Source organism: Bacillus sp. CBEL-1 (assembly GCF_004348885.1).
Classification (GTDB): domain Bacteria; phylum Bacillota; class Bacilli; order Bacillales; family Bacillaceae_H; genus Priestia; species Priestia aryabhattai_A.
On the sequence record NZ_SBIM01000013.1, the window covers coordinates 623,438 to 635,926 of the forward strand.

Here is a 12,489-nt window from a genome sequence, read left to right on the forward strand (position 1 = left end):
GTCTTATCCCACCAATCCGTTCAAGTATACATACGTAAAGATGAAAATCCATACTACGTCAAGGAAATGCCAGTATAAACCGATAATAAATACTTTTCTTGCTGTAACAGGCGTTAAGCCGCGCTTTACTAACTGGATAATAAGTAAAATTGCCCAACCAATACCCATCGTTACGTGAAGTCCATGTGTTCCTAACAGCGCAAAGAATGAAGACAAGAATGCACTAGTTTGCATTGTTGCACCTTCGTGTGCTGCGTAAAGAATGAACTCTTCAATTTCATAGTACAAGAATCCTGCACCTAGTAATAGCGTAATAACAAGCCAAGTGATTAAACCTTTTAAGTTATTGTTACGCATATGCCAGACAACGATTCCCATTGTGAAACTACTTACCAATAGTAAAACCGTTTGAATCATAAATGTTTCAACAACGTATAAATCTTGTGGTCCAGGGCCTCCAGCTGTACGAGTGTGATACGTTAAATACGTGACAAACAGCGTAGAGAACAGTGCAATTTCCGCACCCAAGAAAATCCAGAAGCCGAGAATATTCATTCGGCCCTGGTGATCTTGATACTCGAGTGGTAAAGATTTATCTAAATGTCCACCCATTATTTGTCACCCCCTGTAATACCTTCTGTTTGTTTAATTTCATCTACCGGAACATAGAAGCCTTCATCATAGTCAAATGAACGTGCAACTAGACAAGCTAAAATTCCGATTAATCCGAAGATAGCCATTGGCATCCATTCAAAGACAAGTCCAAATCCACCGATGAACCAGAATACACCTGAAATGAATGGGATACCTGAGTTACTTGGTAAGTGAATTGGTTTAATGTCTTCTTCTTTAATTTCTGTTTCTCCGCGTTTTTTCATGTGCCAGAACTCATCCATTTCTTTCACATGTGGAACTACCGCAAAGTTATAGTGTTGAACTGGTGATTTAGTCCACCATTCAAGCGTACGTCCATCCCATGGGTCGTTTGCAGTGTCGCGTTTGTTTTTCCAAGCGCTCCAAAGTAAATTTACAACCAATACGATAAAACCTGCACCCATTAAGAAAGCACCGATTGTTGAAATTAAGTTTAATGTTCCCCAACCTAATGTTTCTGAATAAGTTTGCATACGACGAGTCATACCATCTAGACCTAGGAAATATTGTGGGAAGAAACATACGTTAAATCCAACAACGAAGATCCAGAAAGAGATTTTTCCTAGTTTTTCGTTCAACGTGTGACCGAAAATCTTTGGATACCAGTAGTATAATCCAGCGAAACATGCAAATACTGTTCCTGAGATTAATACGTAGTGGAAGTGAGCTACTAGGAAGTAACTATTATGATACTGATAGTCAGCTGAAGCCATTGCAAGCATTACCCCAGTTACCCCACCGATAACGAAGTTCGGGATAAATGCTAATGACCATAGCATAGATGTTGTAAATTTAATACGGCCTTTATACATCGTAAAGAGCCAGTTAAATATTTTAACCCCGGTTGGAACGGCGATTAACATCGTTGTAATCGAGAAGAACGAGTTAACAGCTGGTGCGTTACCCATTGTAAAGAAGTGGTGAACCCATACAATGTAACTTAAGAACGCGATACCAACCATTGAGATAACCATAGCTTTATAACCGAATAGGTTCTTACGAGAATGTGTACTAATGATTTCAGAGAAAATACCGAATGCTGGTAAAATTACAATATATACTTCAGGGTGTCCCCAAATCCAGAATAGGTTTGCCCACATCATTGGGAGACCGCCGTTGGCAACGGTAAAGAATGCTGTGCCAAATACACGATCAAGCGTCATTAACGCAAGCGCTACTGTTAATACAGGGAACGCAAAGATAATGATAATTGACGTAATTAAAATTGACCAAGTAAACATTGGCATTTTCATTAACGTCATGCCTGGTGCACGCATTTTTAAAATTGTAACTAAGAAGTTAATACCTGTCATTAGCGTACCAACACCGGCAATCTGAATAGCAATTGCGTAGTAGTTGTTCGCTATACTTTCACTAAATTCTTTTCCGGCCAGTGGAAAATACGATGTCCAACCGGCATCTGGAGCTCCTCCAATAACGAAAGAGATGTTAAATAACATAGCTCCCATAAAGAATGTCCAGAAACTTACTGCATTTAAGAACGGATATGCTACGTCACGCGCTCCAATTTGAAGCGGAACTACAACGTTCATTAAACCAATCAAGAATGGCATTGCCATGAATAGAATCATGATAACACCATGAGCTGTAAATACACCGTTATAGTGATGCGGGTTCAGGATATTCATATCCGGGAACGCTAACTGCATACGCATCATAAGTCCGTCTACACCGCCACGGAAAAGCATTAAGACGGCTGCAAGAATATACATTACACCAAGTTTTTTATGGTCTACTGTTGTTAACCATTCTGTCCATAACCATTTCCATTTTTTGAAATATGTTAAGACAAAAATGATACCGATGGTTGTCAAGACAATCGCTGCGTCAGCTGCATAAATGACGGGATCGCCAGTGACAAAGAATTCATCTAGCTTCATTATGTCTTCCCCCAATCGTACGTTTATTTAGGCCCTTATTAATGACCTGCATGTTCATCATGACCTTCATGCTCGTCATGGCTTTCTTTTTTGCTATCGTCGCTTCCATGGTTATGATTTCCATGTCCCATGTTCATACCGCGCTCGTCTACTTTACCAGGGATGTATGCATCTTTCGCATGGTTAACCCACTCTAAGTGTGTACCGTTAAACGTCATACGACCTACTACACCTGGTTCAATAATTTCATCATACTTCTCTTCAGTTAATGGCTTAGCTGTTGCTTTAACTTCGTCAACCCACTCTTCATAGTCTTCATGAGTTTGGGCTAACACTTCAAATTCCATATCTGTAAAGTGTTCACCTGAGAAGTTAGCACTTCGTCCGATATAAGAACCTGGGTTATCTGCTTGAAGGTATAAATCCATTGCCATGTTGTTCATTGAATACTTCTGTCCACCAAGCTCCGGTACCCAGAATGAGTTCATTGAACCTTGAGACGTCAATTCGAAACGAACTGGACGATCTTCTGGAATGTTTACATAGTTAACTGTTTCAATGTTTTCTTCCGGATAACTAAAAATCCATTTCCAGTTTGCTGAAGTAACATGAATTGTTAACGGTTCTTCAATTTTTGTTTGCTCATTTTTTGGTGGTTCTTCAAGAGCATAAATCGATTTTACAGTTGGGATTGCTAAAAGAATTAAGATAATAATCGGGAACGCAGTCCAGATAATCTCCATCTTTAAGTTACCCTCTTGCTCTGGTGGCTCATAGTCCATGTTGTCAGGTCTTTCACGATATTTAATAAGTACATAAGCAAAGATTGCAAATACTACTACGACCACAATCGCCATCATCCAAAGCGACCAAACAATAAGGTCAGCTTGTTCTTTAGCGACAGGACCTTGAGGATTCAAAACGGCTAATTCTGAACAGCCGCTCAAGAAAAATACTGAAAGTGCAGAGAATAAACCTGCTAGCTTCCAAAATCCTTTTTTTGGTTTCACTAAAAACTCTCCTTTCTAACAACTCATGATGCGAAGCCTCTACATTAGATCATCTCTAAAACTTTCTATCTAGTTAACTATAGAAAGCTTTAATACAAAATCTCTTTAAACTCATGTCATACATCAACCATTACTATTGTAATACAAAGTGACAATTTTTTCGTCACTTTTTGTCGATTTTCTTATTTTGAAAATATTCTAAAATAGTGTAAAAACATGAGGTCAAAGAACACTTCAATCCTTGCGATATTTTAGCATATATTCGACAAGGAATAAATGTAAATAAAAGGATGAATGTTGCATTTTCTTACCGAAACTTACCTTTTTGAAGGTAATTCATGTAATGTAAACGCAATCACCCTTGATACAAAAGGGGTTTCAACTATTATTGAATATTTTGTGACAAAATTCATACAGAAATGTGTCAATCACTATTCAAGTTTATTAGGTTTGATGACCGCCCATTTACAGTATATTACACATTAAATACTTTTGTTATATACTTCACAAAAAGTTCAAAAATTGACATGTATGTTGTCTACACAATAAAGAAGCTGCGCATTATTCGCGCAGCTCTTGATCCATATATTCTTTAATAGTTATGTCATCTCCTGAATTATTCAATAGGATAAGATCCGCTGGAAATGGCTTTTTAACGTATTTTGGCACAGGTTGATATGAAATAAAATATTCTCCTCTGGGAACTTTAATATCAAACGTGTAATTTTCATTTACAAGCGAGACCTTCACTCGATGTATCTGTTTGCTTGGATTCTTCCCTAAAAATAGCGCATACGTTCCTTTGCTTGTATGTATGTCATCATATTCAACAAGATTGTTCATTTTTGTCATCACTTCAATTCGTAACCTTTTGCTCCATCCTTCTTTTAAAATGGCCATTCCTTCTCCGTTACCAGGAATAGTGAAGAGCGCAACATATGTGTCCGAACCGCTAATTTTTTGAATTTCTCGAATGTCAAGCTTTTTGGAACCGTTAATGTCCCCCATCCCTTTCCATTTTCTTATATGTTCTTCAACATCCTTAGCGTTGCTTTGAATTGGATATCTAAAAAATTCAATACCTCCCACAACAACACCTATAAGAATGATTAGAAATAAGAATCGCTTAAACTTTCGAATTGGTGTTCACGCTCCTTTCCATTTAATGAGTGACGTTAAAAAATAACATGTACGAATTATGCATGAAAATCAAAAAAAAAGCTATCAGACTTTCGTCAGATAACTTTTCTACTCATCGACTTTTTACTAATAAAGCGATTGCTTCTTCTACGACTTTTGCAGTCTCTTCTCCAGCTTGCTGTCTTTCAACAATACATTGTTCTAAGTTCAGCGCAACAATCTGAGCAATTGTTCGGTCGACTGCGCTTCGAACAGCTGATAATTGTGTTACAACGTCCTTACAATCTTTATCTTCTTCCATCATACGCAGCACGCCTCGCACTTGACCTTCAACCCGCTTTAACCGATTTTTAGTCTGGTCAGTATAATTCACGCAGTATCCCTCCTATACTTTGTGCGTTACTAATGACTTAGCCTTCACATGCACAGCAATATCCCTTCACTTGATAACCATACTTTTGCAACTTACGAATGCTTAAGTTTCTTGCAATTGTATCGGGTACAATAACCACTACTTGTTTTGATGGAATTTCAACATGCTGCCTTTCCAAATACGGTAGTGGAATGTGTATGGCTTTCTGACAAGGTTTATGTTTCATTTCATGAAAATGCCGAACATCTACAACTGCAATTTCCGTAGTCTCACAGTCGAGCGTAGAAAGCTTCTTAATTCCATGAACGGGCACATGACGATTATATAAACTAAACATAATGGCACAACAAAATAAGCTTACACCAATATAAAGTAGTATCATTGTATCCTCCCCGACGTAACTTCATACCCATATTAGTATCATCATAGCTGTCCTTTAGAACATACGTCAATAAAAAAGTTTCTTCATAATATAGTTTTAATATAGAAAAGACGTGAAGAAAAAATAAATTAGCTTTTATCTAAATCACCATCTGTTAAAATTAAATTTTTTTAAAGAGCACCGACTAAGATTCCTATAAATGCTAATACAATACCTCCAATATAACTAAACGCCAAATAAGGAAATAAGACGGTATGCATTTTCTTTTCATGAAGGTGTATATTTTCCAGTTTAAACGTCGAAAATGTTGTAAATGCTCCCATAAACCCAACTCCCAAAAAAGAATACAGCCCAGACCCTACTCCTTTTCCAACAAGGATTCCAAGTAGAAATGAACCGACTAAATTGACACATAAAGTACCAACTGGAAAACCTGTAGTCGATTTTTGATTCATCCACGTACTTAGTACATACCGAGCTATAGCCCCTAAAAAACCTCCCAAAGCAATGAGTAAAGCCGTCATAGAAGCTGTTCTCCTTTCTTTTTCAATTTATTTGCTGAACGGTTTCCTACTTGGTAACCAAACCAAGACATCAGTAAACCACCAAATAAACTAAGTCCTACATAAAGAAAAGCCAACAGCAAAGTATCATTCTGTATTAAAGTAACCGTTTCAACGCTAAAGGTAGAGAATGTCGTGAAAGATCCCACGATTCCTGTACCAATACCTGCTAAAACGGCAGGAGGAAATGCGTTCATTTTAATCATTCGATATGTAAACCACCCTAAAATAAAGCAGCCAATTAGGTTCGTTATTAACGTTCCTAATGGAAAAGTGTATGCCCACCATGAGTGTGTAAATACACCCAGATAATAACGAAGCAGGCTTCCAAAAATTCCTCCTATACCTACTAATAAATAGTTCATCTTCTTCACCTCTTCCTTAATTATGAACAAAAAAATAAACTCCTACCCTGTATATGGGTAGGAGTCATTAGCTCTGCAGCAGTTTTGGCGAACTCCATCGCCTTTTATTTTCCATCCTACATTCATTTTTGCAAAATCCACTTCATTTATCAAGAGCTAACCATGGAAACCCAAAGAAAGTAACGGTTTCAATCTGCAACGCAAGGTTGGGTTGAGAAGTCTTATGATTTTAGAATCACTATGTAGTACATTTAAATGCCTGTATATTTAAAATAAAGTAAAAGGTATTATTATTCTTTCAGTTGCTCTTTTTACATCTCTCGTACCCAAAAGTTAATTTTGTTTGTTAGTTGCTCCGCTACCTCTCCGCTAACTCTAGAAGCTAACGATGCCCGTAGTCGGTCTTTGCACTCTTGAATTTCTTCTTCATAAGGGATAATGGTTGACCATTCCACATCTGGAATTGCAATTAGCGTTTGTTCTTCTTTTTTATTTTCATGAACAAATACATTTTCAATGACTTTTTCGTCTATGCGAATATGTGCTTTACGAATTTTCATCTACTTATCACCTCTATATAAGCTTTATGTGTATCATACGACACACATAAAGAAACATCAATGCGCATTAGCTTCTTTTTCAATGTTAAAGGGTTTAAAAACAGGGTATAGAATACTAGTTAAAGAGAAAGTAATGTTTCATATTTTAAATCTTTGTGAATATCTTGCAATGTTTATTGTATATATGCATTTTTTTGGTATGATGAGTATATTGAGATGTACCTAACTAAATGGAGGTTGAGGTAAACAATGGATCGTTCCCCAAAAGAAAAACGTCAAAAGCGCAAACAGTTCGTTGAGCGTTTAAAACTAAAAGGGATAAAAATTGAGCTTACAAAGCCTCGTTCTCATTTTTCAACCCTTTCATTACTAAAGCCTTAAAACGTAACGGTAACGAATATCACTACATACGCTCTTTTTCTCCCCTTTTTTAGCTACCCTAAATAGAGAGCGGTAACATTTACGAATAAAGACAGCTCACCTCTTTTTTAATAGAAAAGAGGTGAGCTGTTTTTTTAATACATTAACTTTCCGTGTATAAGTTATTATTTTCCATATAAAAACTTTAATATCTAGTATTGTAAAAATATTACTCATAACTTATAATCTTCTAGACTACATAAAAAGGAGAATACGAGATGAAAAAAGGTGTTTCAATTTTATTGGCTTTATTACTGATGGTTAGTAGTTTTCCTGGTGTATCGTTTGCTGCTCAATCCAAGACGTTTGAAGCAGACTTGAAGAACTACTTAACAACTGTAAGCACTACTCGTGGATTTGATGTTTCCAAAGAAGATATCGAGTTTTCACTTTCACTTTATGATGAGGAATTATCAAACTTTGATACAGTGGAAGAATTAAAAGAGTTTTTAGGTGAAGTCATTAAGAGCGACTTAAGTAATTTAAGCTTTATCTATGAAAGCTATGACTTAAATCAAAAATCACTTCAATCACTATTAGAAGAAAATGGTGAAGATTTAAATGATTATGTATTTGTTGATGATTTAGATCAAACAGTTTTCTTCTATTTAGAAGATGAATTCGACTACGCTGATGATGAAGAATATACGGACGAAATTAGCACTGACGATTTTGAATCCGCTTTACAAATGTTAGAAGACGAGTTTGGGTTAACGCGTGAAGAGTTAGAGCGTATTAACGACCACTTAATGTCAATTGAAGATGAGCTTGCAAATGAAGAAACGTTAAATCGCTTAATGGCACTTGCTGAGCGTCTAGCAGCTTTTGAAGATTTTGATACAACAACCGAACTAACTTCTGATCAAATTGCGGAATTAATGTCAATTTACAACGAAATGCTTTCTATCTTTAAAATGAAAGCAACTTATACGTTGATTCAAGATGGAACTGAAAAGCCGCTTTCTTTATTCGATTTAATGAATATGAAAGAATTAAAAAATGCTAGCTTAAAGATTAACCTATATACAGCTGACGGCAAATTTTTAGCTGATATGATTATCACAGGGGAAATGGTTGATTCAGATACGGTTGCAAATACAGGAAAGAGCATTGAAAAATCTGCTCAAAACGTAAATAACGTTGTAAAACAAGCACCTGTTAAAGAAAAGACTCAAAAAACAGAAGTAAAAAAAGCTGAAGTAAAGAAGACTGTTAAAGGGGCTCGCTTACCAAATACGGCTTCAAACTATTTATTAAACACTTTAATTGGAGCATCTATTGTTCTGTTAGCATTTGTTTCATATCGTAAAGTGAGACGAGCATAACATGGAACCAAGAAGTTCAAAAGGAAAAATCAGTCGCAAAAAGCGATTGATTTTTCTTTCCATTACTGTAGGAGTGCTTTGTTTTGGCCTATGGTTTACAACTACTAACGCTTATAAATTTGCCAAAGGATACTTTGCTTATAAAACAGGAGCTGTTGAACCGCAAGTAACAGAGCCAACTGAAGCAAAAACAGAACAACCTCTAACGAAAGAAAGCAGTAATTCAGTAAAGCAAATTAAAAAAAGCGATGCATCCTATCCTTCACAGCCTAAAATAGGAGACTTGATGGGTGAACTAGAAATTCCTAAGCTAAATGCCACTCTTCCCATTTATCATGGTACTAACGAAGATGAGCTAGAAAAAGGCGTTGGTCATTTTGCAGACAGCGTGTTGCCTGGAGAAAGCGATAATTCCGTGTTGTCGGGCCACCGTGATACTGTCTTTCGAAAACTAGGTGAAGTGGGTGAAGGAGACTTGTTATTAGTTCATACAGCGGCTGGTTCATTTACCTACCGAGTTAATAAAGTGCGAATTGTCGATGCCGATGACCGTACGGTAATTGTTCCTAAGCCCCGAGCCACACTAACGGTCAGCACTTGCTACCCTTTTAACTTTATAGGCTCTGCGCCAGAACGCTACATCTTAGTAGCACACCTTATTTCATCAGAAACCACATAAAAAAGATAGCGTATAAATGACGCTATCTTTTTTTATTCAATGAAGAGAAATTGATTTTTTAAGTAAATCAAACCAAATTTTTAACGAAGTTGCGGTAATAACTATCGCTAAAACGACTTGGAGCGAACTCACTTTTGTCTTTTGACCAACAAAAGCTCCGACTGGCGCTGCTAATAAGCTTGCACCAATAATCATCAGTGCAGGTAGTAATAAAACTTGTCCCGTAGCCACTTTTCCGAAGGTTGTCCCAATGGAAGATAAAAAAGTTACTGCTAACGAACTAGCAATTGTCACTCTTACTGGTATTTTTAATATGGTAATCATAATTGGAACAAGCAGAAAAGCACCACCTGCTCCCACAATCCCTCCACATATACCTACGGATAGAGAAAGTGGGACAGCTAGTTTTTTTGAAAACCAGACGTCCATTTCGTACTCTGCTTTTGTTGGCCCCTTAGGTGCAAACATAAGGATTGCTGCAATCGTAGCCATTACTCCATAAATTAAATTAATGACATCTTCTGAAAATGAATTAGACAGAGTTGAACCGATGAGGCTTCCAAGCAATACGCTCGTTCCCATATAAATGATAAGTGATTTATGTAAAAAGCCGCCTTTTTTATAGGCAAGCGTTCCAGAAATTGATGCAAATAAAGACTGTACTGCTCCGATTCCCGCTACCTCATGCGCTGTAAATGCCCCTACTCCAATAAGAGGTGGTACAAAAAGTAAAACTGGATATAAAATAACTGAGCCTCCAATGCCAAGCATACCCGCTAAAAATGAGCCTAAAAATCCTAATGCAAATACTGTCAGTAATAATTGTACGTCCATCTTGTCACCTTCTAAATTACAAAATGCAGCCTTATTAGTAGTTCATACTTTCTTATTATAGCACTGTCTTGTTTTCATGTAGGATAATTCTTACCATTTATTTAACTTTTTATGTCTTAAAAATCATTCTGAACCATATAAAAATTCAAAAAAATAGTTTATAAATATGCTATGATGAAACTATATCTATAGCCTATTCTTATTGATTTCGGAGGTTGTTTTATGTTCGAGTATAAAATTGATAATGAGATTAGTTTACAGTTAATTGAGCCAAGTGATGCATTTCCACTTTTATCTCTTGTAAATGAATCACGACCTTACCTGCGAGAGTGGTTACCCTGGGTTGACAGCATGAGAAGCATCTCCGACTATGACGATTTAATTCCCGAATGGCGAACTCAATATTATAACAATCAAGGTTTTCAAGCAATTATTCGCTACTATGATGAAATTGCTGGCATGGTTGGATTTCATGCAATTAACTGGGGGAATAAAAGCACGAGCCTCGGCTATTGGATTGGTGAACAATTTCAAGGAAAAGGCATTATGACTAGAGCTGTACAAGGTTGCCTTACTTATGCCTTTGATACGCTGAAACTTCACCGTGTCGAAATTCGCTGTGGCGTTGATAACTACAAAAGCCGTGCCGTTCCCACACGATTAGGCTTTACCGAAGAAGGTATTTGCCGTGATGGAGAGTATTTATATGACCATTACCATGACCTTGTGATTTATGGACTTCTTCAGCATGAATGGAAGAAGCTAAATTCAAAAGAAACAACATTATAAAAAGCCACGCTGGCGCTGTCATGCGCTAACGTGGCTTTTTACCATAAATTAAACCATGCTTTATTCAGAATGTTTACTACTGAAAATCGTATATATATAATAAGCTAACATCATAGGAGTGAGCTCAATGATCTCTTTACATGCATGGAACTTATTAGTGGTTGCCTTATTTTTCATCTATCTACTAATTAAAAACTTATGTCCTTTATATCCGTTTAACGATCTTCAAAAGAAAACGTCCGTCCATCGCAAAAGCGAACTGTTCTATCAATATCTCCCTCTTTTAGTCATTGGATGCTGTCTGTACATCAACTCACCTTTTACCACTAAGCTAGCTTTTATTATTACTATTATCTTATTTATTTCTCACATCTTTACTTGGTGGTTTCCGTACATCTTAGGTGCTCACCGAGTAACAAAACATGAATATGAGCAGCTTTATAGTAAAACCAGTAAACTACTGCCCCCAATTAGAAAAAATCTTGTTCCCGATAACCAACACCTCATTGTAACTCTCTTCTTGCTATTATTACTTATTCATGAGTTTATCATCATTTTCTAAAAAGAAGGTTGAATGCGTTCAACCTTCTTTTTTATTGTTTATTACAAGCTTTAGTAATTCTTCTGGTAAAGGAAATTTGACGTGATTAATCTCAAGCTCATTTGCTTCTTCTTGTTCACCATCTACAAGCTTTAAGTAATTGATTTCTTCATGAAGCTTTTCCATTTTACGATCTAATTCAGCTGCTGTAACTGCCGCTTCTTTTAATTCATCTATCAGCTGCTTTGGAACCTTTTTATTATATTTATAGTAAATTTTATGTTCAAGGCTGGCCCAGAAGTCCATAGCAATAGAACGGATTTGAAGCTCGATAAATACATTTTCTTGCCTATCAGACATAAAGACCGGGATTTCAATAATAAGATGCAAGCTTTGATATCCATTTGTTTTTGGGCTTTCTATGTAATCCTTACATTCAACGATTTTAATATCTTTTTGACTTTGAATCATATCGCGAAGCTTATATATATCAGAGATAAAAGAACACGTTACTCGAATGCCTGCAATATCTTTTAAATTTTCTTTAATCCAATCTAAAGATAACTCTCCGTTCTTTCGATACACTTTTTTTAGAATGCTTTCGGGCGATTTTAAACGCGTTTTAATATGTTCAATTGGATTGTAATCATGTACATATTCAAATTCTTGTTTTAATACATTGATTTTCGTGCTCATTTCATCTAAAGCAAACTTATAAGCCATCATAAATCTTGTTAATGTTTGCTTCATTGTCTTTAATTGTGTTACATCAACGGAATGATTCATCTTCATGCTGCCTCTTTTCTTCTTTTAGCTAATACACTACGCTTTTATTTTACCAACTAGGAAACGCTTTACACAAATTTCTGCTCACCTTTTCTATTTTCCAAATATACATTTTATATTCATTCTAAGGTTCCAATTATACACAGAAAAGTTAAACTAATTTAAAT

At 36.2% G+C, this 12,489-nt stretch carries 16 protein-coding genes and 1 riboswitch; of the genes, 5 read left to right on the forward strand and 11 right to left on the reverse strand.

The window, feature by feature from the left end; all coding sequences use genetic code 11:
- Positions 1-3: 3 nt before the first annotated feature.
- From qoxC to EPL02_RS13200, 9 genes are all read right to left on the reverse strand, one after another.
- Positions 4-612: a cytochrome aa3 quinol oxidase subunit III gene (gene qoxC / locus EPL02_RS13160; RefSeq protein ID WP_094910528.1), complete on the reverse strand. Its 609-nt coding sequence runs from the start codon at positions 610-612 to the stop codon at positions 4-6.
- Positions 612-2,555 carry a cytochrome aa3 quinol oxidase subunit I gene (gene qoxB / locus EPL02_RS13165; protein WP_094910529.1) on the reverse strand — a complete coding sequence of 648 codons (1,944 nt, stop codon included), beginning with the start codon at positions 2,553-2,555 and terminating at the stop codon, positions 612-614. The genes qoxC and qoxB overlap by 1 nt, the downstream gene beginning before the upstream one ends.
- Positions 2,556-2,593: 38 nt before the next feature.
- Positions 2,594-3,565, reverse strand: a complete 972-nt coding sequence (qoxA, locus tag EPL02_RS13170) for a cytochrome aa3 quinol oxidase subunit II (RefSeq protein ID WP_131887960.1) — start codon at positions 3,563-3,565, stop codon at positions 2,594-2,596.
- A gap of 561 nt (positions 3,566-4,126) precedes the next feature.
- A complete protein-coding gene (locus EPL02_RS13175; RefSeq protein WP_286175437.1) occupies positions 4,127-4,654 on the reverse strand; it encodes a hypothetical protein in 528 nt (175 codons plus the stop codon).
- 163 nt (positions 4,655-4,817) lie between these two features.
- The gene (locus tag EPL02_RS13180) at positions 4,818-5,078 is read right to left on the reverse strand and encodes a metal-sensitive transcriptional regulator (RefSeq protein ID WP_025909953.1); all 261 of its coding nucleotides are present in this window, start codon (positions 5,076-5,078) and stop codon (positions 4,818-4,820) included.
- A gap of 37 nt (positions 5,079-5,115) precedes the next feature.
- The gene (locus EPL02_RS13185; protein ID WP_094910532.1) at positions 5,116-5,460 is read right to left on the reverse strand and encodes a rhodanese sulfurtransferase; all 345 of its coding nucleotides are present in this window, start codon (positions 5,458-5,460) and stop codon (positions 5,116-5,118) included.
- A gap of 170 nt (positions 5,461-5,630) precedes the next feature.
- Positions 5,631-5,984 carry a fluoride efflux transporter CrcB gene (crcB, locus tag EPL02_RS13190; protein WP_094910533.1) on the reverse strand — a complete coding sequence of 118 codons (354 nt, stop codon included), beginning with the start codon at positions 5,982-5,984 and terminating at the stop codon, positions 5,631-5,633.
- Positions 5,981-6,388, reverse strand: coding sequence for a fluoride efflux transporter CrcB (gene crcB / locus EPL02_RS13195; RefSeq protein ID WP_094910534.1), 408 nt, complete (start codon positions 6,386-6,388; stop codon positions 5,981-5,983). The genes crcB (EPL02_RS13190) and crcB (EPL02_RS13195) overlap by 4 nt, the downstream gene beginning before the upstream one ends.
- A 51-nt stretch (positions 6,389-6,439) precedes the next feature.
- Positions 6,440-6,499: riboswitch (Fluoride riboswitch) on the reverse strand.
- A 200-nt stretch (positions 6,500-6,699) separates the two neighbouring features.
- Positions 6,700-6,948 carry a YueH family protein gene (locus EPL02_RS13200; protein ID WP_131887963.1) on the reverse strand — a complete coding sequence of 83 codons (249 nt, stop codon included), beginning with the start codon at positions 6,946-6,948 and terminating at the stop codon, positions 6,700-6,702.
- Positions 6,949-7,197: 249 nt separating this feature from the next.
- On the opposite strand from EPL02_RS13200, the gene EPL02_RS21205 reads away from it, so the two are divergent.
- The 3 genes from EPL02_RS21205 (at position 7,198) to EPL02_RS13210 (ending at position 9,372) form a co-directional block, all read left to right on the forward strand.
- Complete coding sequence (locus tag EPL02_RS21205; RefSeq protein WP_256993296.1) at positions 7,198-7,329, forward strand: hypothetical protein; 132 nt, start codon at positions 7,198-7,200, stop codon at positions 7,327-7,329.
- Positions 7,330-7,586: 257 nt separating this feature from the next.
- Positions 7,587-8,693, forward strand: a complete 1,107-nt coding sequence (locus EPL02_RS13205; RefSeq protein WP_131887964.1) for a processed acidic surface protein — start codon at positions 7,587-7,589, stop codon at positions 8,691-8,693.
- A 1-nt stretch (position 8,694) separates the two neighbouring features.
- Positions 8,695-9,372 (forward strand): class D sortase, encoded by a 678-nt coding sequence (locus EPL02_RS13210; protein ID WP_131887965.1) that lies wholly within the window; start codon positions 8,695-8,697, stop codon positions 9,370-9,372.
- A gap of 36 nt (positions 9,373-9,408) precedes the next feature.
- Here the strand turns inward: EPL02_RS13210 and EPL02_RS13215 are convergent, their stop codons facing one another.
- Positions 9,409-10,206, reverse strand: a complete 798-nt coding sequence (locus EPL02_RS13215) for a sulfite exporter TauE/SafE family protein (protein ID WP_131887966.1) — start codon at positions 10,204-10,206, stop codon at positions 9,409-9,411.
- Between the two features lie 222 nt (positions 10,207-10,428).
- Here EPL02_RS13215 and EPL02_RS13220 point away from each other — a divergent pair, with 222 nt between their 5' ends.
- Entirely contained in the window at positions 10,429-10,995 is a 567-nt protein-coding gene (locus tag EPL02_RS13220) for a GNAT family N-acetyltransferase (RefSeq protein ID WP_094910539.1), read from the forward strand.
- A 127-nt stretch (positions 10,996-11,122) separates the two neighbouring features.
- Positions 11,123-11,557: a hypothetical protein gene (locus tag EPL02_RS13225; RefSeq protein WP_094910540.1), complete on the forward strand. Its 435-nt coding sequence runs from the start codon at positions 11,123-11,125 to the stop codon at positions 11,555-11,557.
- Positions 11,558-11,575: 18 nt separating this feature from the next.
- Here the strand turns inward: EPL02_RS13225 and EPL02_RS13230 are convergent, their stop codons facing one another.
- On the reverse strand, positions 11,576-12,328 hold the full coding sequence (locus EPL02_RS13230; protein WP_131887967.1) for a GTP pyrophosphokinase: 753 nt from the start codon (positions 12,326-12,328) through the stop codon (positions 11,576-11,578).
- Positions 12,329-12,489: the final 161 nt, after the last annotated feature.